We start from the raw sequence: 24,987 nt of genomic DNA, 5'->3' as shown, positions 1-24,987 counted from the left end.
AACCTGTTCCAACAGCGGAGCTCCTGTGGTGAGGATGTCTTGGAGTGACAGACCTCTTCTACAGCGGCTCCGCTGCTTTGTTCACCGGTCTTGACGAACAGCCCTCTCCCTTAACTGAACGGCGTTGGCTCTAGACTCGCGGCTGTGAGCGATGACGACCTCGACGTGCTGGCGCTGCTGCACGACCCGGTCCGCCGGAGCCTGTACGAGGCCGTGGCCGGGCGGGGCGGCGAGGTGGGCCGGGCGGAGGCCGCCGAGGCCGCCGGGGTCTCCAGGACGCTGGCCGGGCACCACCTGGACCGGCTGGTCGAGGCCGGGCTGCTGGAGAGCGGCTTCCGCGCGCCCGAGCGCAAGGGACCGGGCAGCGGCCGGCCCGCCAAGGTCTACCGGCGCGCGGCCGGCGAGCTGTCGGTGAGCCTGCCGCCGCGCGAGTACGCCACGCTCGGCGCGGTGCTGGCCGAGGTGGTCGAGGAACTCGGCGCCGAGGAGCGGGCCGAGGCGGCCGCCCGCCGCGCCGGCGAACGCCTCGGCCGCCGGGGCGCGCCGCCCGCTGGGCCGACGCCCTCGGACGGCGATCCCGCCGAGGCGGTGCTGCGAGAGCGCGGCTACGAGCCGTACGCCGAGGACGGCCGGTTGCGCATGCGCAACTGCCCCTTCCACGCGCTGGCGATGGAGCAGCCCCTGCTCGTGTGCTCGATGAACCTGGCGCTGTGCCAGGGCCTGCTGGCAGGGCTCGGCGACGACCCGGACCGGGCCCGGCTGGACCCGCGGCCGGGGGAGTGCTGCGTCACCCTTTCTAAAACAAACGGAGATTGACATAGAAGGTCTCGGGGTGGTGTGCTGAGCGTCATGCATCTCGCGGAGCTCAACCTGGCGCACCTGCGCGCGCCCATCGACTCGGCCGAGCTGGCCGAGTTCGTCGCCCTGCTCGAACCGATCAACGACCTCGCCGACCGCTCACCCGGCTTCGTGTGGCGGCTGAAGGAGAGCGAGGAGGACCCGACCGCCACCGTCCAGCACGAGTACGGCGACCACCTGCTGGTCAACTTCTCGGTGTGGGAGTCCCTCGACGCGCTGTGGAACTACGTCTACCGCAGCGACCACCTGGCCGTGCTGCGCCGCCGCCGCGAATGGTTCCTGCGCATGGCGGAGCCCGCCATGGTGATGTGGTGGATCCCCGAAGGGACCATCCCGACGCTGGCCGAGGGGATGGCACGCCTGCGCCGCCTCAGGACCGAAGGACCCGGCCCCGAGGCGTTCACCTACAAGGACGCCTACGACAGCAGCGAGGCCGCCAGCCTGCCCGCCGCCGCCGCGGCCAGGAAGTAGGCCAGGTCCTCCTCCAGCCCCCTGCCCATCGTCGACAGCCGGACCGGCGAGGCGGACAACGCCTCGCGCAGGCCGTCGACCGGCACCGGGACCAGGTCGTGCCGGACCGCCAGGAGCTCCGCCTGGTCCCGCACCCGCTCACCGAACGCGCCATCCAGCATCGGCACCGGCACCCGGGCCCGCGCCAGCGCCACCCGCCCGTACGCCGTCAGCGAATGGTGCGAGACGCCCACGTGCCGCTCGCGCAGGTCGCCCTCGCTCACCCGCAGCGACGCCACCGGCCGCCCCTGCAGCACCGCCGCCGCGTTGACCGCCTCGCCCGCCGACACCCCCGAGAACCCCCACCGGGTGCCCGTGCCCAGGTTGCCCGGCCCCTGCGCGACCACCGCCACGTCGGCCTCCAGCACGTGGCGGGCCGCCAGCAGCCCCGTGTGGACGGTGACGGCCTCCACGTCGCCGCCGAACGCCTGCCCGACCGTGACCGTCCCCGCCAGCCAGCCGATCTCCCGCAGCCGCGCCGCCGCCATCGAGAACCACGCGGGCAGGGCCCCGCCGTCCTGCATCACGTACGCGACCCGTACGCCGGGACGGGACTCGTACAGGCCGCACAGGATCGGCGGGAGCGCCGAGTGCAGGTCGGCGACCACCACGGGCATGCCGTCGACGGAGTCGGCCTCGCGCAGCCGCTCGTGGAACGGGGAGTCCTGCTCGTCGGCGCCCAGCACCGTGGCCTGCAGCGGCGTGTAGCGCGCCTTCACCAGGTGGCCGGGGCCCTGGGGATCTTCCGGCAAACGGTTCGGCACTGCCACCACCATGGCGTAACCTCCCGTACCGAGACCCATCGCGAGTGCCGTCGTGTTGAGCAGCACCTCGTCGCCGGGCTCCGGGCGGCCCACCAGCAGCGGATAGGCCAGCGCCCGGGACAACGCGCCCGCCGCGTTGGAGTCCTCACCGGACACGGCGACGTCCAGCTCCATCGCTCCCGGCCACTCGCGCCGGATCCGCACAACCTCGCCCTTGCGCCATCTGATCACGGGGGCAGGGTAGCGTCGTTGAAGGAGGAGTGAGCAGATGTCGCGCCGTAAGACCGAGCGGTTGCTCAATCTGGTGATCTGCCTGCTCGCCACCCGCCGCCCGCTGTCGGCCGAGCAGATCCGCCAGGCCGTCCCCGGTTACGACCGCGACGGCGACGAGGCGTTCCAGCGCATGTTCGAGCGGGACAAGAACGAGCTGCGCGAGATCGGCATCCCGATCGACGTGGTCCGCGACCCGTGGGAGGACGAGCCCGGCTACCGCATCGAGCGGCAGTCGTACGAGCTGCCCGAGATCACCCTGGAGCCGGACGAGGCCGCGGTGCTGGGCGTGGCCGCGCAGGTGTGGCAGCGCGCCAGCCTGGCCGAGGCCGCCTCCGGGGCGCTGCTCAAGCTGCGCGCCGGCGGGGTCGCCACCGACGAGACCGCGGGCGGGGGAGTGGCCGGCGGCGGCGCGCTGGAGGTGCGCGTCGACACCCGCGACCCGGCCTTCCCGGCGCTATGGGAGGCCGTGCGCGACCGGCGGCCGGTCCGCTTCGACTACCGCGGCGCCGGCAGCGAGAACGTGCACACCCGCACCGTCGAGCCGTGGGGCGTGGTCAGCCGCCGCGGCCGCTGGTACCTGGCCGGGTTCGACCGGGGGCGCGGCGCGCCGCGGGCCTTCCGGCTCAGCCGCATCACCGGCCAGGTCGCCGCCGCGGGCCGGCCCGGCTCCGTCGAGGTGCCCAAGGGCGTCGACCTGCGGGCCATGGTCGACTTCCCCGACGAGCCCGCGCGCGAGCGCACCGCGCTGGTGCGCGTGCGGCAGGGCGCCTGCGAGGGGCTGCGCCAGCTCGCCCGGACCGTGCGCCCCGGCGCCGACGGGTGGGACGAGGCCGAGCTCACCTTCTCCGACCCCGAACGGCTGGCCGGATGGATGGCCAGCCTCGGCTCCGACGTCGAGGTGGCCGGGCCGCCCGACGCCCGCGAAGCCGTCATCCGCCGACTGAAGGGAGCGCTGGCATGAGCGGGTCCGCCGACCGGCTGCCCAGGCTGCTCGCGCTCGTCCCCTACCTGATGTCCCACCCCGGGGCGCAGGTCGGCGAGGTGGCCGAGGTGTTCGGCCTGAGCGAGAAGCAGCTCATCGACGACCTGCAGCTCGTGTGGATGTGCGGCCTGCCCGGCCACACGCCCGGCGACCTCATCGACGTGTCGTGGGACGGCGGCGAGATCGTCATTGACAACGCCGACACCATCGCCAGGCCGCTGCGGCTGGGCATCGACGAGGCCAGCGCGCTGCTCGTCGCGCTGCGCATGCTGGCCGCCACGCCGGAGCTGGCCGAGGTGCAGGGCGACGCGCTGCCCCGGGTGGTGGCCAAGCTGGAGCGCGCCGCGGGCGAGGGCGCCGCGGCCGTCAGCAGCCAGGTCGCCGTCGACGTCGACGCCGCCCCCGACGCGCTGCCCCGAGTGCGCCAGGCGCTGACCGCCCGCCGCCGGCTGTCGCTGCGCTACTACGTGCCGGGCCGCGACGAGGTGACGCCGCGCGAGGTCGACCCGATGCGGATCGTCGTCGTCGACGGGCGCAGCTACCTGGAGTGCTGGTGCTACCGGGCCGAGGCGATGCGGCTGTTCAGGCTGGACCGGATGCTCGGCGTCGAGGTGCTCGACGTGCCCGCCGACCCGCCTGCCGAGGCCGAGCCGATCGACGTCGCGCAGGGCGTGTTCCGGCCGTCGCCGACCGACGAGCTGGTCGAGCTTGAGGTCACCGCCGCCGGGCGCTGGGTGGCCGAGTACTACCCGTGCGAGCAGGTCACCGAGCTGGGCGAAGGGCGGCTGCGGGTGACGCTGCGGGCCCGGGACGAGGACTGGGTCCTGCGGCTGGCGCTGCGGCTGGGCGACACCGGCCGCGTCGTGGCGCCGCCCGCGATGGCGGGCCGCGTGCGGGAGGAGGCGGAGCGCGCCCTCGGCCTGTACGCTCACCAGGCATGACGTGGATCTTGCCGGCCGCCGTGCTCCTGGTCGCCGGGCTGGCCGTGATAGCGGTCGCCGGGCGGCGCGCGGCGGTGGCCGCACGCCGCTTGAACAGGGAGATTGCCCAAGTTCATCAGCAATTCAGACACAAAGAGAACATCGGGGGATGAGGCAGCGGCCCCGGCAGCGTACGATCGGGGGGAAGAACCGCACTTCGCTCACCATGAAGGACGTCACATGAACTTGGGAGCTCCGGAGATCATCCTGATCCTGGTGGCCTTGGTCCTGCTCTTCGGCGCCAAGAAGCTGCCGGATCTCGCCCGTGGCGTCGGCCGGTCCCTGCGCATCTTCAAGGCCGAGACGAGCAAGCTCAACGACGACGACGACAAGCCCACCGTCGTGCAGGCGCAGGCCGAGCCCCAGGCTCAGCCCCAGCCCGCGCCCCCGCAGCAGATCCCCGCGGCGGCGCCCTCCGTCGAGGAGCAGGCTCGCCAGCTGGAGGAGCAGGCCGCCCGGCTGCGTGCCGCCGCGCAGGCCGACAAGCGTCCCTGACCCATCCACCCCTCGTCCCCTTGGACTGACTAGATGGCGCTGCTGAAACGGTCGGATCCCAAACCGCAGCGGGATCCCGAGGGCCGCATGCCGCTGATGGAGCACCTGCGCGAGCTGCGCAACCGGGTGCTCATCGCGCTCGCGGCCGTGGCGGTCGGCCTGGTCATCGGCTGGCTCGTGTCCGGGCCGATGTGGGAGCTGCTCAAGGAGCCCTACTGCTCCGCCCCGCAGTCGCGCGATCTGACCGGCGAGTGCAGCCTGACCTACAACGGGATCTTCTCCTCGTTCTTCATCACGCTGAAGATCTCGCTGATGGTCTCCCTCGTCGTGGCCTCACCGGTGTGGCTCTACCAGATCTGGGCGTTCGTCACCCCCGCCCTCTACCGCACCGAGAAGCGCTACACGATGGCGTTCCTGGGGCTGGCCATCCCGCTGTTCGCGGCCGGCGCGGCGCTGTCCTATCTGATCATGGACACGGCGCTGGGGTTCCTGCTCAGCTTCTCGCTCGAGGGCACCGTCGCCACCATCTCGATCGACGAGTACCTCGACTACGTCCTGATCATGCTGCTGATCTTCGGCGTGTCGTTCGAGCTGCCGCTGCTGCTGGTCTTCCTCAACATCATCGGCGTGCTGCCGCGCGCCACCGTGGCCAAGCACCGGCGCCTGGTCATCTTCCTCATGTTCGTCTTCGGCGCGCTCGTCACGCCGGGCGGCGACCCGGTCACCATGATGGCGCTGGCCGCGCCGATGATCGTGCTGTTCGCGGCGGCCGAGCTGGTCATGTACCTGCTGGAGCGCAAGCGGGCCGACCCCTACGCGGGGCTCGACGACGACCAGGCCTCCGCGCTGTCCGACGACGACACCCCGATCGACGCCCCCACCGGCGTGGACGACGGGCGACAGGAAGAGGATTCCGGTTCTGCCCGATAGGCGATAGGTTCCGGGCGTGGCCCCCCAACTCGCCCTGCTCGTCAACCCCGCCGCACGCGGCGGACGCGCCCTGCGCCTGCTCGAACCCGTGGCCCGCCGACTCCGCGCCGGCGGCGCCGACCTGTCGGTGATCGTCGGCGACGACGCGGCGGACGCGCTCGTACGGGCCTGCGCCGCCGTCGCCGAACGTCCCGACGCGCTTGTCGCCTTCGGCGGCGACGGCCTCGTGCACCTGGCCGTCCAGGCCGTCGCGGGCACCGACGTGCCGCTCGGCATCATCCCGGCGGGCACCGGCAACGACATCGCCGCCGCCCTCGGCCTGCCCGTCCAGGACCCCGTCGCGGCGGCCCGAACCGTCCTCCGCATGCGCCCCCGCCCCCTCGACGCCGCCACCATCCGCCACACCACCGCCCCGCCCTTCCCGGACCCCTGCACGCGCGCGGGCGCCGCCGGAGGCCCCGGCAACGGTGGTCTTGGGGGCCGCTCCGGCGGCGTCCCCGGCCTCGGTGGTCCCGGCGGCGCCGGTGGCGTCCCTGGTCCCGATGGTCCCGGTGGCGTCGGTGGCGCGCCCGTGGGCGGGTCCGGTGGCGACCCAGATGGGCCCGTCGGCCGCCCCGGGCGGGCCGGCCGCTCCGGTGCGGGTGGGGACGGGGCGGGTGGGGGCACCGGTGGCCGGTTCGGGGCGGGGCTCTCCGGTGTGGGGGGCGGGGGTGGGGAGGAGGTGTTCGCCGGGGTGGTGTGCTGCGGGTTCGACTCGCGGGTGAACGAGCGGGCCAACGCGCTGTCGTGGCCGCCGGGGATGGCCCGGTACCTGGTGGCGACCGCGCGGGAGCTGAGGTCGTTCGAGCCGATCCCGTTCCGGGTGACGATCGACGGCGGGGAGCCGGTCGAGCGGGAGGCCATGATGGTCGCGGTGGGCAACACGAGCTCGTACGGCGCCGGGATGCGCATCTGCCCGGACGCCCGCCCCGACGACGGGCTGCTGGACGTGGTGATGGTGGGCGCGGTGGGCAAGGGGGAGTTCCTGCGCGTCTTCCCGCGTGTCTACCGGGGCACGCACGTGGCGCATCCGGCGGTGACGGTGTGGCGGGCCAGGAGCGTCACGCTGGAGGCGGCCGGCGTCGTGGCGTACGCCGACGGTGAGCGGATCGGCCCGGCCCCGGTCACGTGCGAGGTGCGGCCGGGCGCGTTGAACGTCCTGGTATGAACCGTACTTTGTAAAGGGCGCGGCCGTGAGGACGGACCGGAATGGCGGTTTCGGTAGGGTGGCCGGTATGACAACGCCAGCGGAACGCTACGCGGCCTTCCGTCAGAAATACGCCGGCGACGGGCCCGCATTCACCTCGTTCCGGGGCCTGTACGACTTCGAGCTGGACGAGTTCCAGATCGACGCCTGCCGGGCGCTGGAGGCGGGCGACGGAGTCCTGGTGGCGGCGCCCACCGGCTCTGGGAAGACGGTCGTCGGCGAGTTCGCCGTCCACCTGGCTCTGGAGCAGGGGCTCAAGTGCTTCTACACCACCCCGATCAAGGCGCTGTCCAACCAGAAGTACAACGACCTGGTCAAACGGTACGGCACGGCCAAGGTGGGCCTGCTGACCGGCGACAACAGCGTCAACGGCGAGGCCCCGATCGTCGTCATGACGACCGAGGTGCTGCGCAACATGCTCTACGCGGGCTCGGCCACGCTGGCGGGGCTCGGGTTCGCGGTGATGGACGAGGTCCACTACCTGGCCGACCGGTTCCGCGGGGCGGTGTGGGAAGAGGTCATCATCCACCTGCCGGAGTCGGTGCGGCTGGTGGCGCTGTCGGCGACGGTGAGCAACGCCGAGGAGTTCGGCGAGTGGCTCGGTGAGGTGCGCGGCGACACCACCGTGATCGTCGACGAGCACCGGCCGGTGCCGCTGTGGCAGCACATGATGGTGGGCCACCGCGTCTACGACATCTTCATGACCGACGACGACACGCCGCGGATCAACCCGACGCTGATGCGGGTCACGCGGGACGCCGAGCGGCTGACGGCGGGGCGGGGCAGGCGCGGCTACGGCAGGCCGACGCGCTCGCGCCCGCCGGACCGGGCGCAGGTGATCGAGCGGCTCGACGCGGAGGCGCTGCTGCCGGCGATCACGTTCATCTTCTCGCGGGCGGGCTGCGACGCGGCCGTCCAGCAGTGCCTGCACGCCGGGATCCGGCTGACGACGGAGCGGGAGCGGCACGAGATCCGCCAGCTCGTCGACGAGCGCACGGCGCACCTGCCGGACGAGGACCTGGCGGTGCTGGGCTACCTGGAGTGGCGCGACTGCCTGGAGCGGGGGCTGGCCGCGCACCACGCGGGCATGCTGCCGGCGTTCAAGGAGGTCGTCGAGGAGCTGTTCACCCGCGGCCTGGTCAAGGCGGTGTTCGCGACGGAGACGCTGGCGCTGGGCATCAACATGCCGGCCCGCAGCGTGGTGATCGAGAAGCTCGACAAGTGGAACGGCGAGACGCACGCCGACCTGACCCCCGGCGAATACACGCAGCTCACCGGCCGGGCGGGGCGGCGCGGCATCGACGTCGAGGGCCACGCGGTGGTGCTGTGGCAGCCGGGCATGGACCCGCTGTCGGTGGCGGGCCTGGCGGGCACCCGTACGTATCCGCTGCGCTCCAGCTTCCAGCCGTCCTACAACATGGCGGTCAACCTGGTCGGCCAGTTCGGCAGGGAGCGGGCCAGGGCGCTGCTGGAGGAGTCGTTCGCCCAGTTCCAGGCCGACCGGGCGGTGGTCGGGCTGGCCAAGCAGCTGCGCAAGCACGAGGAGGCGCTGGAGGGCTACCAGGAGGCGATGACCTGCCATCTGGGCGACTTCCCCGAGTACGCGGCTCTGCGCAGGCGGCTGTCGGACCGGGAGGCGGAGCTGTCGCGCCAGCGCGGCGCGGCCCGGCGGGCGGCGGCGGTGCGGTCGCTGGAGGCGCTGCAGCCGGGTGACGTGATCCGGGTGCCGGGCGGGCGCCGGGCCGGGCTCGCGGTGGTGCTCGACCCGGGCCGCAACCCGCGCGGTCACGGTCCCAGCCCGCTGGTGCTGACGATCGGCAAGCAGATCAAGAAGCTCGACCCCGCGGACTTCCCGGTGCCGGTGGAGCCGCTGGAGAAGATCCGCATCCCGAAGAACTTCAACGGCCGCTCGCCCAAGGAACGCGCCAACCTGGTCTCCACGCTGCTGGCCAGGATCGGTGACCGCGATCTGGGCAAGCCGGTCAGGGCGCGGGACCACGCGGTGGAGGACGACGAGGTCAACGAGCTGCGCCGGCGCATCCGGCAGCACCCGTGCCACGGCTGCGACGAGCGCGAGGACCACGCCCGCTGGGCCGAGCGTTACCACAAGCTGCTGCGTGAGACCGAGGGGCTGCGGCGGCGGGTGGAGGGCCGTTCGCACGTCATCTCGCGCACCTTCGACCGGATCTGCTCGGTGCTGGAGCAGCTCGGCTACCTGGAGGGCGAGCAGGTCACCGACGAGGGCCGCCGGCTGGGCCGCCTCTACACCGAGCTCGACCTGCTGACGGCCGAGTGCCTGCGCAGCGGGCTGTGGGAGGAGCTCGACCCGGCTGAGCTGGCGGCGTGCGTGTCGGCGCTGGTGTTCGAGTCGCGGCAGTCCGACGACGCGCGCCGGCCCAAGGTCCCGGCGGGCCGGGCGCAGGACGCGCTGACGGCGATGCTGCGGCTGTGGGGCGAGCTGGAGGGCATCGAGTCCGACCACGGCCTGTCGACGATCCGCGAGCCGGATCTCGGCTTCGCGTGGGCGGCGTTCCGCTGGACGAAGGGTCACTCGCTGGACGCGGTGCTGATGGACGGCGTGGGCGGCAACGAGCTGGCGGCGGGCGACTTCGTGCGCTGGGTCAAGCAGCTCATGGACCTGCTGGGGCAGCTCGGCAACGCCGCCCCGCCCGGCAGCCGGATCAAGCAGACGGCGACCAAGGCGATGGACGCGATGCGGCGTGGGGTGGTGGCCTACTCGTCGGTGGCCTGACCCTCTTGCCAGAGGACGTGCGCGCGATTACGGTCAAGACCGTTATATCGCCCGCCGGGAGGCTGTCGTGCGCATCGTCCTTGTCGCATTCCTTGTCCTGTTATCCCTCGCCACTCCGGCCCAGGCCGAATCGCCGCCCACCGGGTGCGGCTTCCAGAGCCTGGGCCGGCTGCCGCTGACCGGCGCGACCACGGCGGGCACCGCGCTCGACGGCGATCGCGTCTACTCGGTGACCTCCAGCGCCTCCGGCCCGGCCGTGCTCGGCATCCGCGACGCCGCCGACGGCTCGCTGATCGCCGAACGCCCGCTGCCGCTCGCCCTCGGCTCCTGGGCCGTCACCGTGGCGCCCGACCACTCCGTCTACGTGGGCAGCTACAACGCCACCGCCGGGGCGATGGGCCGCCTGTTCCGCTACGACCCGGCGGCCGACAAGGTGAGCGAGCTGGGCATCGCGGTGCCGGGCGAGACGTTCGTGTGGACGGTCGCGGCCAGCCCCGACGGCTCGGCCGTCTACGGCGGCACCTCGCCCAACGGGCGGCTGTTCCGCTACGACACCGCCACCGGCCGCGTCGCCGACCTGGGCAGCCCGGTGCCGGGCGAGCAGTTCGTCCGCGACCTGGCCGTCGGCGCCGACGGCACCGTGTACGCCGGGGTCGGCGCGCAGAGCATGAAGGTCGCCGTGGTCGCGCCGGACGGCGCCGTCCGGCAGGTCATCGAACCGCCGGTCGAGGGCGCGGGCTACGCCTACGACCTCGACGTCGTCGGCCACCACCTGCTCGTCCGCTTCACCACCTCGACGGGCGCCAACCCGATGGGCGTGTACGACCTGGCCGCCAAGGCGTGGAAGGACGTGGTGGCGGACGTCGGCAGCCTGACCGTGGGCGGCGGCAGGCACGGGCACACCGTCCACCTGGTCCAGGACGACGAACTCATCGAATACGACCTGAAAAGCGGAAAAATCACGAAGCTGGGCTTCGGTGACCTCGGCGGCGGGGCCGCCCGGACGCTCGGCTGGATCGGCACCACCCTCGTCGGCACCTCCTCGACCGGCCGCCTCTGGCACTACGACCGCCGCGCCGGCAAGGGCGTCCTGTTCGAGTCCACGCTTACCGGCCAGCCCGTCAGCATCCGCTCGATGGGCGTCGGCCCCGACGGGCGGATCTACGCCGGCGGCTTCTTCACCGGCGGCCTGGCCTCCTACGACCCCGCGACCGGCGAGACCCGCTCGTGGCCGAACGTCGGCCAGAGCGAGGGCATCGTCACCCATCGCGGCAAGCTCTACCTGGGCGTCTACCCCGGCGCGCGCATCTACGAGTTCGACGGCGAGCAGCCGCGGCTGCTGCTCGGGCTGGGGGAGCAGGAGCAGGACCGCCCGTTCGCGATGGTGTCGGCGGGCGACTGGCTGGCGTTCGGCACCGTGCCCAAGGCGGGCGTCCTCGGCGGCGCGCTCGGCCTGCTCGACCCGGCCACCGGGGAGAAGGTGATCGAACGTGACCTGATCCCCGGCCACAGCATCATCGGCCTGGCCTACCGCGACGGCGTCCTGTACGGGACCACGTCGGCCTTCGGCGGCACCAACGTCCCGCAGGGCGAGGCCCAGGCGTTCGCCTACGACGTCGCCGGGCGCTCGCTGAAGTGGCGGACCACGCCCGTCCCCGGCAACCTGGCCCTCGGCTCGCTCGCCTTCGACGGCGCGGGCAGGCTGTGGGGGCTCAGCCCCGACTCGCTGTTCGAGCTCGATCCGGCCACCGGCCGGGCGCTGCGCACGGTCAAGCACCAGACCTACCCGTGGCAGACGGTGTCGCAGGTGTGGCTCGACACCTACGTCGAGGCCGGCCGTGACGGCATGCTGTACGGCAAGGTCCAGGGCAAGGTCTACCGGATCGACCCGGTGACGATGAAGCTCACGCTGATCGTCCGGCCGATCTCGAACCTGGTGAAGGGCGCCGACGGGCACATGTACCTGTCGCGGTTCGAGAACTTCTCCACCTACAGGCTCTGCTGAAGGGCCTCGGTCCGCTTGCGCAGCACCTCGACGGTGCGCGTGACGTAGTCGGCTATCGTGGCCAGCTCGCGGGCGTCGTACCGGGACATGAAGGCGTTCATGTCCGCGCCGAGGTCGGCGAAGATGCCCGCGAGGTCCGGCCGGTTGCCGGGGTCGGCCTCGACGAGGACGCGGCGGCGGTCGGCGGGGTCGGCGACCCGCCGGGCGTAGCCGGCGCGTTCGAGCCGGCCGACGAGGGCCGTGACGGCGCTGGCGTTCATGCCGAGCTCGCCGGCGAGCGCTCCGGCGGTCAGCCCGCCGGAGCGGGTGATCACGCCCAGCGCCTTGTGGTCGACCGCGCTCAGGCCCAGCTTGCGCGCGACCGCCTCGTGGAAGAGCACGACCGCGGTGCTCAGCTCCCAGCCCATCCTCGCGCCGTCCATCCACGCTCCTTTGTTTCAATGGAGTGAATAATTCAATGTGATGAAGTATTGTACCGGCATGGTTCTCCGATCAGGTTTCGAACTCGCCGGTGACGCCGCATCCTGGGGATGGCGCTTCTACCTCCGGCACTTCTGGATCGTCGCCGGGCTGTCGATGGTCCCGGCCGTCCAGCGCTTCGCCGCCATCACCGCCGGCGACGACCTGCCCGCCGCCGTGAACATCGCCGCCGAGGTGCTCACCGCCGCCTGCCGCGTCGTCCTGCTGTACGTGATCGTCCGCCTGGCCGTACGCGCCGAGCCCGCGCTGCGCGGCCTGACCCCCGCCGCGCTGTGGCAGCGCATGGGCGAGGGGATCGACCGCGACCGCTGGGCCTTCGCCACCCAGTTCCTCGTGCTGGGCGCGGCCTTCACCGTGCTCGACGTGCTGCCGGCCCTCGCCGTCGAACAGTGGGCAGGCCAGGCGCGCGACCTCGTCACCGCGCTGCTCGTCTCCGTGAAGAACCCCACCGTCATCGCGTTCACCTTCGTCTGGATGACCGGCGTCGCGACACGGCTCATGCTCAGCGGCTCAAGGCGTCCAGCAGCCGGTTGAGCGGGCTGTCGAGCCCGTAGCGGTCGGCCAGGCGCACCAGCGCCTCCGGATCGCGCGGCTTGACCGGCAGCGTCAGGTCCGCGGCCGGCAGCGGCGCGTCGCCGGCGACCTTGACCACGGCCGGGGCGGCGGCCAGATAGTCGCGGGCGGCGGCCAGCTTGGTGCGGCTGCCCGCCGGGAAGCCCTCGGTGACGCCCGCGTCCAGCGCCTCCAGCAGCGCCTCCAGCGAGCCGAACCGGGTCACCAGCGACGCCGCCGTCTTCTCGCCCACCCCCGCCACGCCCGGCAGGCCGTCGCTGGGGTCGCCGCGCAGCGTGGCGAAGTCGGCGTAGCCGCGGCCCGGGATGCCGTACTTGGCGCTCACCCAGCTCTCGTCCACGAGCTGCAGGTTGCGGATGCCGCGCGCGGTGTAGAGGACGCGCACCGGGCGGGCGTCGTCGACGAGCTGGAACAGGTCGCGGTCGCCCGTCACGATGTCGACCGCGCCGGAGGCCCGGTGGGTCAGCGTGCCGATCACGTCGTCGGCCTCGAACCCGGGCGACTCCAGGCGGGCGATGCCGACCGCGTCCAGCACCTCCTCGATCACCGGGATCTGCGGCACCAGCGTGTCGGGCACCTCCTCGGTGTCGCCGTGGGCGACCCGATGCGCCTTGTACGTGGGGATCGCCGCCACCCGGAAGGCGGGCCGCCAGTCGGCGTCCATCGTGGCCACCAGCTCGGCGGGGGAGTGCTGCCGCACCAGCGTGGCGATCATGTCGATGAGGCCCCGCACCGCGTTGACCGGCATGCCGTCGGGCGCCGTGATCGAGTCCGGAATGCCGAAGTAGGCGCGGAAGTAGAGCGAAGGGGTGTCCAGAAGCATCAGCACTAGCCCAGTATGCCCACAGCCAGCAGGCACGCGTCGTCTTCCGGGTTGGGCCCGCCGATGTCGGCCAGCAGCCGGTCCAGGCCCTCGTCCAGGTCGCAGCCCGGCAGCTTGCACGCCGCCGTCATAACCAGGTCGAGCCCCTCGTCGATGTCGCGGGTGCGCCGCTCCACCAGCCCGTCGGTGAACATCAGCAGCAGGTCGCCCGCCCGCAGCGGGGTGCTGGCCAGAAGATAGGGCCGGTCGCAGGTGGCGCCCAGCAGCACGCCCGCGGGCGGGCACAGCGGCGAGGCCACCCCGTCGCGCACCAGGATCGGCGCCAGGTTGCCCGCCTGCCCCCAGGCGAACACGCGGGTCGCGGTGTCGAGATGGCCGATGATCGCGGTGGCCGTGGTGCCCGACAGCCGGTGCAGCACCAGGTCGTTCAGCCAGGCCAGCACCCGGTTCGGCGGCACGCCCGTCATCGTCAGGCCGATCAGCGCGTGGCGGAGCTGCGCCATGTGCGCGATCGCCGGCAGGCCGTGCCCCGACACGTCGCCGATCGCCAGCAGCGCCCGCCCGTCGGGCAGCGCCGCGGCCTCGAACCAGTCGCCGCCCAGGCTGGCGGTCTTCTCCGCCGGGACGTAACGCACCGCGATCCGGGTGCGCGGCAGGTCCAGGCAGCCGACCGGCTCCGGCAGGATCGCCTCGCGCAGCGCCAGCATCACGTGCCGCTCCTCGGCCGCCTGCACCCGCGCCTCCAGGAGCTGGCGGCGCGACTCCGACATGATCCGCTCGGCCCGGCGGCGGCCGGTGATGTCCTGGATGACGCCGTGCACGCCGGTCGGGCCGCCCGGCGCCATCAGCGGCTCCAGCACCACCCGCAGGTTGCGCACGTCGCCGCCGTCACGCCGGACGCGGAACTCGGCCTGCACCGGCTCCACGCCCCGCACCACCGTCCACAGCAGTTCGTCGAGCGCGGCCAGGTCGGCGGGCTCGACGTGCCGGGCCAGCTCGGCCAGCGGCAGCGGCCCGGCCCCGGGGTCACGCCCGAAGATGGCGTAGACCTGGTCGGACCACATGACGGCGCCGGTGCGCAGGTTCCACTCCGCCCAGCCCATGTTGCCCAGCCGCTGGGCGTGCGCCAGCCGGGCGGCGAGCAGCTCGGGGTCGACCATGGTCTCACTCTCAGCCGGCAGGGAACGGGACAATTGGCCCCACACTACGTGTTCGACGGTGAACGTACGGTAGTGATGGCCTGCCGTGTGGTGAGACCTTTTCGCGGATTTTAGGCGGCGGGATCCGGAGTAGATTGAGCCTGTGACGTCCTCAGACCTGTATCCCGTGTCCCGTTTGGCCGCCGTCCAGGAGGCCACCGCCAAGGCCGGCCTCGACGCCCTGCTGCTCACCCCGGGCCCCGACCTTCGCTACGTCAGCGGCTACGACGCCAAGCCGCTCGAGCGCCTGACGTGCCTGGTCGTGCCCGCCGCGGCGGAGCCGTACATGATGGTGCCCCGCCTGGAGCTGCCGGCCGCCGAGGCGTCGCCGGCCTCGCGGCTCGGACTGGACTTCGTGGCCTGGGACGAGACCGACGACCCCTACCGGATCGCCGCCGACCGGCTCGGCCCTGCGAGCCGGGTCGGCCTGGCCGACCGCATGTGGGCGATGGCCTCGCTGCGCTTCCGTGACGTGCTGCCGGACGCCGAGCAGGTGCTGGCCGGCACGGTGCTGCGGGAGCTGCGCATGCGCAAGTCGCCCGCCGAGGTGGCGGCGCTGCGCGAGGCCGGGGCGGCCATCGACGCCGTGCACCGCCGGGTGCCGGAGTTCCTGCGCGCCGGGCGCACCGAGCGCGAGGTGGCCCGCGACATCGCCGAGGCGATCCTCGCCGCCGGGCACGCCACCGTCGACTTCGTCATCGTCGCCTCCGGCCCCAACGGCGCCAGCCCCCACCACGACGTGTCCGACCGCGTCATCCAGGCGGGCGAGCCCGTCGTCGTCGACATCGGCGGCCAGCTCCACAACGGCTACTGCTCCGACTCCACGCGCAACTACTGCGTGGGCGAGCCGCCCGCCGACTACGCCGCCTCCTTCGAGGTGCTGCGCCGCGCCCAGGACGCCGCCTGCGCCGCCGTACGGCCCGGCGTGTCGTGCGAGTCGATCGACGCGGCGGCCCGCGAGGTCATCGCCGAGGCCGGCTACGGCGAGCTGTTCATCCACCGCACCGGCCACGGCATCGGCATCGAGACGCACGAGGAGCCGTACATCGTCGCCGGCAACGACGAGGCCATGGAGCCCGGCTTCGCCTTCTCCGTCGAGCCCGGCATCTACCTGCCCGGCAGCCACGGCGCCCGCATCGAGGACATCCTCGTGTGCACCGAGACCGGCGGCGAGCGGCTCAACGACAGCCCCCGCGACCTGGTGATCGTCTAACCGGCGGAGGTCAGGCGCGGAGCCAGCCGCTCCAGCTGGTCGACGGCCGAGGGCAGGTCGCCGGTCAGCGGGTGGAGCAGCACGTGGTCCGCCCCGGCCGCCAGATGCGCCCGCAGCCGGGCCGCCACCGCCTCGTCCTCGCCCCAGGCCAGCAGGGCGTCGATGAGGCGGTCGCTGCGCCCGCCCGCCAGGTCGGCGTCACCGTAGCCCAGCCTGCGGTAGTTGGCGGTGTACGGGTTGTCGCCGTCGCCGCCCAGGCTGATCAGGGCCCGGATCCGGCCCCTGGCCCGGGCCGCGTCGGGGTCGAGGACGAGCATCTGGTGCGGGATCAGCAGCCCGTCCGGGCCGAGCGCCCGGCGGGCCGCCTCGGTGTGCTCGACCGGCTGCATGAACGGGTGCGCGCCGTGGGCCCGCTCGCCCGCCAGCCGGTGCGCCCGGGGGCCCAGCGCCGCCAGCACCCGTGGATACCGGGCCCCGGCAAGCTCGTCGTCACGGGCGGCGGCACGGTCCATGCCGTCCAGGTAGTCGCGCAACGCGCTCAGCGGTCGCCCGCCCGTGTGCTCGCCTGTGTGCCCGCCGAGGCCGAGGACGAGCCTGCCCGGGTACGCCTCGGCGAGGGTGGCGGCCCCGCCGTGCGCCGCGACCGGGTCGCGTACGGTGATGTTGGCGACGCCCGCCCCGGCGACCAGCCGCCTGGTCGCGGCCAGCATCACGGCGAGCTGGGCGAAGATCTCGCGCCCGCCGGCCGGGGAGGACGGCGGCGGCTCGCCCGTCCACAGCGACCCGTAGCCGAGCCCCTCGATCCGCGCGAACTGCTCGCGCTGCACGGTCACCGGCGTGCGCGCGAGGGTCATCGGCGCGATCCACACCCCGAACCGGCCGAGCCGATGCCGCACCTGTGTCGTGTCCATCGTCGCTCCAGACTTTCCGGAGACTGTCTCCGGTTAGCTCCGGCACTAAGATACGGAAGCGGTCTCCGTTTTGTGAACCCCCGGGAGGGGACGACGTGGGCGACACCCGGCGCGCCATGCGGGCCGACGCGCGGCGCAACCGCGACCGGCTGCTCGCCGAGGCGCGCGCCGCCTTCCTCGAACACGGCACCGGCGCCTCCCTCGACGACGTCGCCGCCCGCGCCGGCGTCGGAGCCGGCACCCTCTACCGGCACTTCCCCACCCGGGAGGCGCTGCTGGAGGCGCTGCTGGGCGAACGGTTCGACGCGCTCACCGCCCGCGCCCGCGCCCTCGCGGACCAGGGCTCCGCCCGCGAGGCGCTGCTCGCCTGGACCCTGGAGTTCGTCGAGACCACGACCGCCTACCGCGGGCTCACCGCCATGCTGACGGCCACCCTGCGCGACCCCGCCTCGGCCCTGCACGCCTCCTGCGAGGCCATGCGCGAGGCCGGGACCGCCCTGCTGGCCCGCGCCCAGCGAGCCGGTGACGTGCGCGCCGACGTCACCCCCGCCGAGTTCCTCGCCCTGGTCGCCGGAGTCTCCTGGGCACGCGAGCAACTGACCGGCCGCGAGCCCGGCGGCGAACGGCTCCTCCCGCTGATCTTCGAAGGACTCGGGCCGTCCCGTTGACCGCCCCCTCCGGGAGAGACAGGGGGCCGCGAAGCGCCCCGGTCAGAGGCGGATCCACGAGGTGACCACCGGGCCGCCCGCGCCCGGGGTGACGCGCACCCGCAGCGGGCCCGGCGGCAGCGGCGCGGTGGTGAACCGGCCCAGTTCGTCGGCGCGCAGCCGCAGCTCGGAGTCGCGGCGCTGCACGCCGATGTCGGCGGCCTCGCCCGGCAGGATCCGCCCGACCAGCCGCGCGCCAGACACCTCCAGCTCCACCTTCACCTCCCCGGCCCGGAACGTCAGCAGCCGGGGGCTGGCCGGCCCGCGCACCCGGGTGGCCGGCTCCTCGTCCCACGAGTCGAACTCCAGCAGGGCCAGCTCCGCGTCGAGCGTCCGCAGCGTGAACGCCTGCATGGCGTCGTCCAGCAGCTCCGGCGGCACCGGGTCGAGCAGGTGGGCGATGTTGCGCAGCTCGTCTTCCAGATCGAAGCCGTCGTCCATGTCGTTCACCCCGAACTCACCCCGACTCACCCGACATCATTCGAAGTCACGGGAAGTCCCCGTCACCCCGCGGCGCGCGACCAGCACGCCGAGCCGCTTCAGGCAGCGCCCCCGCATGGGGCCGATGCTGCCGACCGCGATGCCCAGCGCCGTCGCCACCTCCTGATAGGTGGGCCGCGGCGAGGCGATGAGCACGCGCAACAGGCGGCGGCAGCGCTCGGACATCTCCTCGAACGCCGCCCACACCTCCCGCGCCCGCTCGGCCTCGGCGTCGGCCTCCTCGGCGTCCAGCAGCAGGCGCTCCGGCGAACGTTCGTCCACGTCGAAGCCCATCAGTCCCACGTCGCTGACGGGGATGACCCTGCCGCTGGTACGGATGACGCGTAACGCCTCGTTCCTGGCGGTGCTGGCGAGCCAGGCGCCTGCCTTGTCCGGATCGCGGATCCGGGTCAGGTGCTCGGCGAAGCGGAACCACGTCGTCTGCGCCACGTCCTGGGCATCGGCGGGGGCCGGCAGGTAGGCGCGGGCGACAGCCCACACCAGCCCGCTGTAGCGGTGGTAGAGCTCCTTCCACGCGCCGGCATCCCCGTCCGCTGCTGCCCTGACGAGGGCTGCGGTGTCGTCCACGGCGGTCCTTCCCTGTCCAGGGGCGGAATGCTCACGATGATATTTCGTGAGCCGCCCGAGGACAGGGTGTCGTACCTCACCGCAGATAACCCGTCAGATCGGGAACGGCCAGCCGCGTCTCCACGAGCTGCCTGGCCGCCTCACGGGAGGACACCCCGGCCTCCGACATGCGCGCCGCGATCAGCCCCGCGATCACCGGGGTGGCGAACGACGTGCCGCTCCACATCGCCAGCCCGCTGAACGTCGCCTTGTCGCCCACCCGCAGCGGCGCCACGCACGTGCAGCCCGTGTACAGGCCCGCCGGGTGGAAACGGCAGGTGGTGCGGTGCGGGTAGCCGTACTCGTACGGGCCGGAGGTGAAGGCGTTGACCATGCGCTCGCCGGGAGCGTAGACGGTGACCCAGCTCCCGTGGTTGCTGAAGCAGGCCCGGCCCCTGCCGTCCTCGCGCAGCGCCCCCACGGACACGACCACGTCGCCGGAGGCGTTGACCGGCTCGCCCGCGTAGGCGGCGGGCCAGAACCGGCCGGTGGAGCCGTCGTTGCCCGCCGCCGCCACCAGCACCGTCTCCGGGTGCCGGGCCAGCTCAGCCATGAAGTCGGCCAGGCCCAGCAGCGCCCCCGCGTGCTCCGTCTGCGTGCCCGCCGACAGGGAGATGATGTCGGGCCAGCCGTGCCTGTCGAGCGCGTCGCGGATGAGCAGGCCCAGCTGGTCCTCCATGATCGCGCCGCCGTACGGGAAGGCGTTGTGGACGCGCACGTCGGCGGCCGGCGCGGTGCAGCGGACGATGCCGGCGATGAACGTGCCGTGCCCCACGTACGGCTTGATCAGGCCGTCGGCGTCGAGCTCGTCGCCGGGCGAGGTGACGTCGCCGTGGACCTCCGGGATGCCCGGCACGCCGTCGCTGGCGGCCAGCCACTGGTGGTCGAGGTAGTCGTGCACCAGGCCGGTGTCGATGACGGCCACCCGCACGCCCGCGCCCCGGTCGTCGCCCGCCCTGGCGGGCCGCAGCGGCTCGTCGCACGGCACCGGCTCGTCGCCCGGGCACAGGTTGACCCCCGCCACGGTGACGAAGTGGACCGGCGTCGAGCGCACCCGCCGGACGGAGAGCCGGTCGGCCACCAGCCGCGCGTCGCGGTCGCCCACGTACAGCCTGCGCACCGACACCCGCCCGGCGTCACGCTCCGGCGGCCAGGTGACCTGAAGATCGGCGTCGCCAGGCACCAGCTCCTGCACCAGGTCGGCGGTGCGGTCGAGCTCGGCCGCGGGCACCAGGACGTGGTCCGCCAGCCGCGCGAACGACGGCTGGACGGCCGAGCCCGGCGCCGCCCCGTCAGGACCGGCCACCGCCCGCAGGCCGTCCGGCAGCGCCTCGTTGAGCATGTCGAGCTGCGCCCAGAAACGGGAGTCGTCACGGCCGGGGCCGGGTGTGCTCATCGTCTGCCCTCCAGAGCGAAGAACGGGTCCTGTGCCTTTATGAGCGGCGAGCGCCGCCGTTGATACACCCGCGGAGCCGGTTCTACCATCGATGGGTGCCCCGAGCCGGTGTTCCCGACGATCCGCACGACGTGCTCGACATGGTGTTCGCGCGCCCGCAGGAGGCGCTCAAGGCCGCCAGGGCGATGCTCGAAACCGGACGAGGCCCCTACGACCACTCGATCGCCCGGCAGGCCATCGGCATCCTGCGCCGCGACTTCGGCGACCTGGAGGCGGCCATCGGCGAGCTGCGCCAGGCGGTGCGCCTGGCCCGGCGGGCCGGATCGCCCGACCGCGAGGCCGACGTGCTGGCCACGCTCGGGGTCGCGCTCGTCCAGCACGGCCGCACCCGGGCCGGGCTGGCCACCCTCGACCAGGCCGCCGCGCTGTCCGGCGGCACCACGCGGGCGCGGGTGCTCTTCAGGCGGGCGGGCGCCCGGTGGATCCTCGGCTGGCACCGGGAGGCGCTCGACGACCTGAGGTCCGCCGCGCCCGCGCTGCGCCGGGCCGGCGACACCGTGTGGGCCGCCCGCGCGCTCACCTTACGCGGGCACGCCCAGCTCGCCCTCGGTTCCGTCCAGGCCGCCGACGCCGACTTCCGCACCGCGCAGGGCATGTTCGCCACCACCCGGCAGGAGCACGACTCCGTCGTCGCCGTGCAGAACCGCGGCGTCGCCGCCTTCGTCGCCGGCGACCTGCCCACCGCCCTCGACCTGCTGGAGGAGGCCGACCAGGGCTTCCGCAAGCTCGGCACGCCGATGCTCGACCTGGTAGCCGACCGGTGCGCCGTGCTGCTGGCCGCCGGGCTGTCCCGCGAGGCGCTGGAACAGGCCGACGGCGGGCTGCGGCTGCTCGACCGGCTGCGCGGCCAGGCCACCCGGCGGGCCGAGCTGCTGCTGCTCGCCGCCCGGGCCGCGCTGCTGGCCGCCGACCCCGGCACCGCCGGCCGGCGCGCGGCCGAGGCCCGCGCGCTGTTCGCCGGGCAGCGCCGCGACTGGTGGGCCGAGCACGCGCGGCTCATCCTCGTCCAGGCCGAGCTGGCGCGCGGCCCGGCCACGCCGCGCCTGCTCGCCGACGCCCGCCGCCTCGCCGGGCGGCTGACCCGGCTCGGCTCGCCCGAGGTGTGGCAGGCGCACCTGCTCGCCGGGCGCACCGCGCTCGCCCTCGGCCAGGCCGCCGCCGCCGAACGCCACCTGTCGGCCGCCGCCCGCGTCCGGCACCGCGGCCCCGCCACCTCACGCGCCGGCGGCTGGCTGGCCGAGGCGCTGCGCGCCGACGCCGCCGGGCAGCCGCGCCGCCTCCTGCACGCCTGCCGGTCCGGGCTCGCGCTCATCGAGGAGCACCGGCTCACCTTCGGCTCGTCGGAGCTGCGCGCGCTCGTCACCGCGCAGGGCGTCGAGCTCGCCCGGCTCGCGCTGCGCCACCTGCACGCCGCCGGGCGCACCCGCGAACTGCTCGCCTGGACCGAACGCTGGCGCGCCACCGCGCTCGCCGTGCCGCCCATCCGCCCGCCCGACGACCCGGAGCTGCAGGCCCAGCTCGCCGCGCTGCGCCGGCTCGACCAGCTCCTCGGCCGCGCCCGCTCCGATGGCGCCGCCTCCGCCGCCACGCTCGAACGCGACCGCGCCCGCCTGGAGGCCCGGGTGCGCGCCACCACCCTGCGCGTCCGCGGCACCGGTGCGGGCGAGGCGCGCGGGCCCGGCTGCGGCCAGATTCTCGACGCTCTCGGCCCCGGCGGCCGCCTCGCCGAGCTCGTCGTCATCGACGGCACCCTGCACGCGCTGCTGTGCGCGGGCGGGCGGGTGCGCACCTACGAGATCGGGCCCGCTGCCGCCGCGGTCGCCGAGATGGAGTACGCGCGCTCCCGGCTGCGCCGGCTCGCCTACGACCGCGACCCGCCGCGCGACGAGCTCGCCGCGCTGGGCGGGCGGCTGGAGGAGGCGCTGCTCGGGCCCGTCGCCCGGCTGCTCGGCGACGGGCCGTGCGTCGTCGTGCCGCCCAGCGTCCTGCACGCCACCCCGTGGGGGCTGCTGCCGTCGCTGCGGCGCACCGCCTTCAGCGTCGCGCCGTCGGCCGCCGCCTGGCTGCGCGCCCGCGCCGCCGCGCCCCCTTCCGGCGGCGTCGTCCTCGTACGCGGCCCCGAGGTCCCCAACGCCCGCGCCGAGCTCCACGCCATCGCCAACCTGTACGGCCACCCCGGAGAAGCGGCACCCGGCGGGCCACCCACGGGCGGCGGCGTCCCCGAGGGAATCGCGGCTTCGGCGGGCGGCGGGCTTCCCGACGGGACGACTCCGTACTCGGGGGGCCTCGCGCCCGGCGGGCGGTTCCCCGGCGCGGCGGGCCGTCCGGGACCGGCCACGGACGGACCCGGGCAGGACGGACCCGGGCAGGACGGACCCGGGCGGGACGGACCCGGGCAGGACGGAGCCGGGCAGGGCGGGCACGGGGGAGGCTCGCCGGAAGGGACCGTGCGGGTGCTGGGCGGGGGTGGGGCGACGGCGGGGGCCGTGCTGGAGGCCATCGACGGGTGCGCGCTCGCGCACGTGGCCGCGCACGGCACGTTCCGGGCCGACAGCCCGCTGTTCTCCTCGCTCTACCTGGACGACGGCCCCCTGACCGTCTACGACCTGGAGAGGCTGCGGCGCGCCCCGTACCGGCTGGTGCTGTCGAGCTGCGACTCCGGCCAGATGGCCCCCGTCGGCGCCGACGAGCTGATCGGCCCAGCCACGGCGCTGCTGCACCTGGGCACCGCCGGCATCGTGGCCAGCGTCGTCCCGGTCAACGACGAGACGGCCGTGCCCGTCATGGTCAGGCTGCACGCGGGCCTGCGCCGGGGCCTGTCGCTGGCCGAGGCGCTGCGTGACGCGCGGGGCGACGACGTCTCCTTCATCGCCATCGGAGCGGGCTGATCGGGCACGCCGCCATGCCTTGATCGGATACCAGTGATCATGTGACAATCCATCACAGAGGGTATTGGGGGGCACACCCATGATCCGACACGCCGATCGAGCGGCTTGAGGATGCCTGACGGGGACGAGGCGTTCGAGCTGGGCCGGACCTGCGCACTGGCCGCCGCGTGCGGCCGGGACCTGCGGCGGTGCGCCCAGATGTACGCGGGCCTGTTCCCCGCGGCGGCCTTCGACGCCGAGTTCTACACCACGCTGTCGCTGTCGGGCGCCTTCAGCGCGCCCTGGGCCACCGCCGACCGGCTGAAGATCGTCAACCGCACCGCCCTGTGGGTGCTGGCGCTGGACCGGCTGGTCGACCGCATCGCCACGAGCCGCGACCAGGTGGCCCGGCTGGCCCGCGACTGCCTGGCGGTCGCCGACGGCGCGGCCCCGCGCGCGGCCGTCACCCGGTTCCTGGCCGACTTGCGTGACGAGCTGGCCACGGTGGCGGAGTTCGGCGAGCTGCGGCAGGTATGGCGCGATCAGCTCGCCCGCACGCTGGCGGCGATGGAGCGGGCCTGGGTGTGGCGTGACACCGGCGCCCGCGTGACGTTCCCCCACTACCTGGACAACGCCGACAGCCGCGGCACCTGCCTCGTCGACCTGTCGCACTGGATCTACGCCGGCGACACGTGGGCCAGGGCGCATCTGGAGGAGCTGCGCGAGGCCAGCGGGTGCGTGCAGCGTTACCTGCACCTGCTCGGCGACCTGGCCTCCTACCGGCGCGACGTGAGCTGGGGCGGCCTGAACGTGCTCATGCTCGGCGTCACCTCCGGCGAGGTGACCGACGCGATGGCGGACCTGGCGGGCGAGGCGGGCGAGCTGGTCGAGCGGCTGCGGGGGAGCAGCCCGCACGCGGCCGACTACTTATGGCGACAAATGGGCTTCAGTGCGGGTTTTCACAATATTTCGGGCTATGCCCGGCACGACTAACTGTCAGGTCAGATATCATGACAAGCCGCTTTACTGCCCTCCATTCCCCATGCCCCCAAAAGCCGCAATAAGCGACAAACGATGACATATTGATTTCTGGGGTCCTATGCGGCTTGAGTGGAATTTGTGGCATTGCTAGGGTGTCTCGATGCCAGGCAAGTGGATCAACCTTTCCCGACGCCTTGACAGGGGTCGCTGACCACGGCGCCGCAGGAGGGAATGCGGCCGTGTCGCGACCGCGGAGGGACGTACAGGCGGTGCTGGATGGATTTCGGTCGCTTTGATCACTGGCGGCTGCCGACCCCGATCAAGATCCTGATCGCGGGAGGCTTCGGCGCGGGCAAGACCACGATGGTGGGCGCCGTGTCGGAGACCCGCACGCTGCGCACCGAGGAGGCGCTCACCCACGTCGGCGTGCACGTCGACGACCTGTACGGCGTCGAGTTCAAGCCGACCACCACCGTGGCGATGGACTTCGGCCGCATCACGATCCGCGGCGACTACATGCTCTACCTGTTCGGCACGCCCGGCCAGGAGCGCTTCTTCTTCGTCTGGGACGACCTGGCCATGGGCGCGCTCGGCGCGGTCGTGCTCGCCGACACCCGCCGCCTGGCCGACTGCTTCCCGGCCATCGACTACTTCGAGAAGCGCCGCCAGCCGTTCGTCGTGGCGCTCAACTGCTTCGACGGGGCCCGCCCGTTCACCGTCGGCGAGGTGCGCCAGGCGCTCGGCCTGGAGCCGGGCGTGCCGATCGTGCGCTGTGACGCCCGCCGGCGCGACTCCAGCCGGGACGTGCTCGTCACGCTCGTCGAGCACGCGATGCGCATGGGCGCCTCGCCGGTCGGGACGTTGTCGTGACCATG

The 24,987-nt window shown here is 73.6% G+C and carries 24 protein-coding genes; 16 read left to right on the top strand and 8 right to left on the bottom strand.

What is annotated here, in order from left to right; translation table 11 throughout:
- The first annotated feature begins 144 nt into the window (after positions 1 to 144).
- Both ACBI99_RS41140 and ACBI99_RS41135 read left to right on the top strand, forming a co-directional pair.
- Entirely contained in the window at positions 145 to 816 is a 672-nt protein-coding gene (locus tag ACBI99_RS41140) for a helix-turn-helix transcriptional regulator (protein ID WP_375074931.1), read from the top strand.
- 33 nt (positions 817 to 849) lie between these two features.
- Positions 850 to 1,329, top strand: a complete 480-nt coding sequence (locus ACBI99_RS41135) for a DUF3291 domain-containing protein (RefSeq protein ID WP_219519173.1) — start codon at positions 850 to 852, stop codon at positions 1,327 to 1,329.
- On the opposite strand, the gene ACBI99_RS41130 is transcribed toward ACBI99_RS41135, so the two are convergent.
- Entirely contained in the window at positions 1,275 to 2,363 is a 1,089-nt protein-coding gene (locus tag ACBI99_RS41130; RefSeq protein ID WP_308126256.1) for a DUF3866 family protein, read from the bottom strand. The two genes, ACBI99_RS41135 and ACBI99_RS41130, sit on opposite strands and share 55 nt — an antisense overlap.
- Positions 2,364 to 2,400: 37 nt before the next feature.
- On the opposite strand from ACBI99_RS41130, the gene ACBI99_RS41125 reads away from it, so the two are divergent.
- The 8 genes from ACBI99_RS41125 (at position 2,401) to ACBI99_RS41090 (ending at position 11,795) form a co-directional block, all read left to right on the top strand.
- Positions 2,401 to 3,366, top strand: coding sequence for a YafY family protein (locus ACBI99_RS41125; RefSeq protein ID WP_219519171.1), 966 nt, complete (start codon positions 2,401 to 2,403; stop codon positions 3,364 to 3,366).
- Positions 3,363 to 4,328, top strand: a complete 966-nt coding sequence (locus ACBI99_RS41120) for a YafY family protein (RefSeq protein WP_219519168.1) — start codon at positions 3,363 to 3,365, stop codon at positions 4,326 to 4,328. Before ACBI99_RS41125 ends, ACBI99_RS41120 begins: the two co-directional genes overlap by 4 nt.
- Entirely contained in the window at positions 4,325 to 4,480 is a 156-nt protein-coding gene (locus tag ACBI99_RS41115) for a hypothetical protein (RefSeq protein WP_219519165.1), read from the top strand. The genes ACBI99_RS41120 and ACBI99_RS41115 overlap by 4 nt, the downstream gene beginning before the upstream one ends.
- Positions 4,481 to 4,547: 67 nt before the next feature.
- Positions 4,548 to 4,862 carry a Sec-independent protein translocase subunit TatA gene (gene tatA / locus ACBI99_RS41110; RefSeq protein ID WP_357586840.1) on the top strand — a complete coding sequence of 105 codons (315 nt, stop codon included), beginning with the start codon at positions 4,548 to 4,550 and terminating at the stop codon, positions 4,860 to 4,862.
- Between the two features lie 33 nt (positions 4,863 to 4,895).
- Positions 4,896 to 5,792: a twin-arginine translocase subunit TatC gene (gene tatC, locus ACBI99_RS41105; RefSeq protein WP_246647039.1), complete on the top strand. Its 897-nt coding sequence runs from the start codon at positions 4,896 to 4,898 to the stop codon at positions 5,790 to 5,792.
- A 16-nt stretch (positions 5,793 to 5,808) separates the two neighbouring features.
- Positions 5,809 to 6,999 carry a diacylglycerol/lipid kinase family protein gene (locus ACBI99_RS41100; protein ID WP_375074930.1) on the top strand — a complete coding sequence of 397 codons (1,191 nt, stop codon included), beginning with the start codon at positions 5,809 to 5,811 and terminating at the stop codon, positions 6,997 to 6,999.
- 67 nt (positions 7,000 to 7,066) lie between these two features.
- A complete protein-coding gene (locus tag ACBI99_RS41095) occupies positions 7,067 to 9,790 on the top strand; it encodes a DEAD/DEAH box helicase (protein ID WP_357586844.1) in 2,724 nt (907 codons plus the stop codon).
- Positions 9,791 to 9,857: 67 nt separating this feature from the next.
- Positions 9,858 to 11,795, top strand: coding sequence for a hypothetical protein (locus tag ACBI99_RS41090; protein ID WP_375074929.1), 1,938 nt, complete (start codon positions 9,858 to 9,860; stop codon positions 11,793 to 11,795).
- Here the strand turns inward: ACBI99_RS41090 and ACBI99_RS41085 are convergent.
- Positions 11,780 to 12,217: a MarR family winged helix-turn-helix transcriptional regulator gene (locus ACBI99_RS41085; protein ID WP_219514922.1), complete on the bottom strand. Its 438-nt coding sequence runs from the start codon at positions 12,215 to 12,217 to the stop codon at positions 11,780 to 11,782. The two genes, ACBI99_RS41090 and ACBI99_RS41085, sit on opposite strands and share 16 nt — an antisense overlap.
- Before the next feature lie 58 nt (positions 12,218 to 12,275).
- Here ACBI99_RS41085 and ACBI99_RS41080 point away from each other — a divergent pair, with 58 nt between their 5' ends.
- Positions 12,276 to 12,809, top strand: a complete 534-nt coding sequence (locus ACBI99_RS41080) for a hypothetical protein (protein ID WP_375074928.1) — start codon at positions 12,276 to 12,278, stop codon at positions 12,807 to 12,809.
- Here ACBI99_RS41080 and ACBI99_RS41075 read toward each other — a convergent pair.
- Together ACBI99_RS41075 and ACBI99_RS41070 are read right to left on the bottom strand one after the other, a co-directional pair.
- Entirely contained in the window at positions 12,778 to 13,671 is an 894-nt protein-coding gene (locus ACBI99_RS41075) for a 5'-3' exonuclease H3TH domain-containing protein (RefSeq protein ID WP_375074932.1), read from the bottom strand. The genes ACBI99_RS41080 and ACBI99_RS41075 overlap by 32 nt on opposite strands.
- A 5-nt stretch (positions 13,672 to 13,676) precedes the next feature.
- Positions 13,677 to 14,831 carry a PP2C family protein-serine/threonine phosphatase gene (locus ACBI99_RS41070; protein ID WP_219514911.1) on the bottom strand — a complete coding sequence of 385 codons (1,155 nt, stop codon included), beginning with the start codon at positions 14,829 to 14,831 and terminating at the stop codon, positions 13,677 to 13,679.
- 157 nt (positions 14,832 to 14,988) lie between these two features.
- On the opposite strand from ACBI99_RS41070, the gene ACBI99_RS41065 reads away from it, so the two are divergent.
- A complete protein-coding gene (locus tag ACBI99_RS41065; protein WP_364171042.1) occupies positions 14,989 to 16,083 on the top strand; it encodes a Xaa-Pro peptidase family protein in 1,095 nt (364 codons plus the stop codon).
- Here the strand turns inward: ACBI99_RS41065 and ACBI99_RS41060 are convergent.
- Positions 16,080 to 16,994, bottom strand: coding sequence for a TIGR03620 family F420-dependent LLM class oxidoreductase (locus tag ACBI99_RS41060; protein WP_375074927.1), 915 nt, complete (start codon positions 16,992 to 16,994; stop codon positions 16,080 to 16,082). The two genes, ACBI99_RS41065 and ACBI99_RS41060, sit on opposite strands and share 4 nt — an antisense overlap.
- A 95-nt stretch (positions 16,995 to 17,089) precedes the next feature.
- Here ACBI99_RS41060 and ACBI99_RS41055 point away from each other — a divergent pair, with 95 nt between their 5' ends.
- Entirely contained in the window at positions 17,090 to 17,662 is a 573-nt protein-coding gene (locus ACBI99_RS41055) for a TetR/AcrR family transcriptional regulator (RefSeq protein ID WP_375074926.1), read from the top strand.
- A gap of 42 nt (positions 17,663 to 17,704) precedes the next feature.
- Here the strand turns inward: ACBI99_RS41055 and ACBI99_RS41050 are convergent, their stop codons facing one another.
- The 3 genes from ACBI99_RS41050 to ACBI99_RS41040 all read right to left on the bottom strand — a co-directional run bounded on the left by ACBI99_RS41050 (position 17,705) and on the right by ACBI99_RS41040 (position 20,204).
- Positions 17,705 to 18,142, bottom strand: a complete 438-nt coding sequence (locus ACBI99_RS41050; RefSeq protein WP_375074925.1) for a hypothetical protein — start codon at positions 18,140 to 18,142, stop codon at positions 17,705 to 17,707.
- A 36-nt stretch (positions 18,143 to 18,178) separates the two neighbouring features.
- Positions 18,179 to 18,769 (bottom strand): RNA polymerase sigma factor, encoded by a 591-nt coding sequence (locus ACBI99_RS41045; protein ID WP_219514907.1) that lies wholly within the window; start codon positions 18,767 to 18,769, stop codon positions 18,179 to 18,181.
- Positions 18,770 to 18,845: 76 nt separating this feature from the next.
- Entirely contained in the window at positions 18,846 to 20,204 is a 1,359-nt protein-coding gene (locus ACBI99_RS41040; RefSeq protein WP_375074924.1) for a S8 family serine peptidase, read from the bottom strand.
- A gap of 95 nt (positions 20,205 to 20,299) precedes the next feature.
- Here ACBI99_RS41040 and ACBI99_RS41035 point away from each other — a divergent pair, with 95 nt between their 5' ends.
- From ACBI99_RS41035 to ACBI99_RS41025, 3 genes are all read left to right on the top strand, one after another.
- Complete coding sequence (locus tag ACBI99_RS41035; RefSeq protein WP_375074923.1) at positions 20,300 to 23,152, top strand: CHAT domain-containing protein; 2,853 nt, start codon at positions 20,300 to 20,302, stop codon at positions 23,150 to 23,152.
- Between the two features lie 111 nt (positions 23,153 to 23,263).
- Complete coding sequence (locus ACBI99_RS41030; protein WP_375074922.1) at positions 23,264 to 24,124, top strand: hypothetical protein; 861 nt, start codon at positions 23,264 to 23,266, stop codon at positions 24,122 to 24,124.
- Positions 24,125 to 24,388: 264 nt separating this feature from the next.
- Positions 24,389 to 24,982: an ATP/GTP-binding protein gene (locus tag ACBI99_RS41025; RefSeq protein ID WP_219514903.1), complete on the top strand. Its 594-nt coding sequence runs from the start codon at positions 24,389 to 24,391 to the stop codon at positions 24,980 to 24,982.
- Positions 24,983 to 24,987 lie beyond the last annotated feature (5 nt).

This window comes from Nonomuraea sp. ATR24, assembly GCF_041950485.1.
In the GTDB taxonomy this organism is placed as follows: domain Bacteria; phylum Actinomycetota; class Actinomycetes; order Streptosporangiales; family Streptosporangiaceae; genus Nonomuraea; species Nonomuraea ceibae.
Note: the sequence above shows the minus strand (reverse complement) of the source record. Positions and strands in the feature narration are given on the sequence as shown.

What these genes read in the sequence shown, in the direction of transcription:
- ACBI99_RS41125 (WP_219519171.1), top strand. Translation starts at nt 2,401, where the DNA reads ATGTCGCGCCGTAAGACCGAGCGGTTGCTCAATCTGGTGATCTGCCTG.
- ACBI99_RS41075 (WP_375074932.1), bottom strand. Translation starts at nt 13,671, where the DNA reads ATGCTTCTGGACACCCCTTCGCTCTACTTCCGCGCCTACTTCGGCATT.
- ACBI99_RS41080 (WP_375074928.1), top strand. Translation starts at nt 12,276, where the DNA reads ATGGTTCTCCGATCAGGTTTCGAACTCGCCGGTGACGCCGCATCCTGG.
- ACBI99_RS41025 (WP_219514903.1), top strand. Translation starts at nt 24,389, where the DNA reads ATGGATTTCGGTCGCTTTGATCACTGGCGGCTGCCGACCCCGATCAAG.
- ACBI99_RS41120 (WP_219519168.1), top strand. Translation starts at nt 3,363, where the DNA reads ATGAGCGGGTCCGCCGACCGGCTGCCCAGGCTGCTCGCGCTCGTCCCC.
- ACBI99_RS41135 (WP_219519173.1), top strand. Translation starts at nt 850, where the DNA reads ATGCATCTCGCGGAGCTCAACCTGGCGCACCTGCGCGCGCCCATCGAC.
- tatC (WP_246647039.1), top strand. Translation starts at nt 4,896, where the DNA reads ATGGCGCTGCTGAAACGGTCGGATCCCAAACCGCAGCGGGATCCCGAG.
- ACBI99_RS41095 (WP_357586844.1), top strand. Translation starts at nt 7,067, where the DNA reads ATGACAACGCCAGCGGAACGCTACGCGGCCTTCCGTCAGAAATACGCC.
- ACBI99_RS41115 (WP_219519165.1), top strand. Translation starts at nt 4,325, where the DNA reads ATGACGTGGATCTTGCCGGCCGCCGTGCTCCTGGTCGCCGGGCTGGCC.
- ACBI99_RS41085 (WP_219514922.1), bottom strand. Translation starts at nt 12,217, where the DNA reads ATGGACGGCGCGAGGATGGGCTGGGAGCTGAGCACCGCGGTCGTGCTC.
- ACBI99_RS41030 (WP_375074922.1), top strand. Translation starts at nt 23,264, where the DNA reads ATGCCTGACGGGGACGAGGCGTTCGAGCTGGGCCGGACCTGCGCACTG.
- ACBI99_RS41050 (WP_375074925.1), bottom strand. Translation starts at nt 18,142, where the DNA reads ATGGACGACGGCTTCGATCTGGAAGACGAGCTGCGCAACATCGCCCAC.
- ACBI99_RS41070 (WP_219514911.1), bottom strand. Translation starts at nt 14,831, where the DNA reads ATGGTCGACCCCGAGCTGCTCGCCGCCCGGCTGGCGCACGCCCAGCGG.
- ACBI99_RS41060 (WP_375074927.1), bottom strand. Translation starts at nt 16,994, where the DNA reads ATGGACACGACACAGGTGCGGCATCGGCTCGGCCGGTTCGGGGTGTGG.
- tatA (WP_357586840.1), top strand. Translation starts at nt 4,548, where the DNA reads ATGAACTTGGGAGCTCCGGAGATCATCCTGATCCTGGTGGCCTTGGTC.
- ACBI99_RS41040 (WP_375074924.1), bottom strand. Translation starts at nt 20,204, where the DNA reads ATGAGCACACCCGGCCCCGGCCGTGACGACTCCCGTTTCTGGGCGCAG.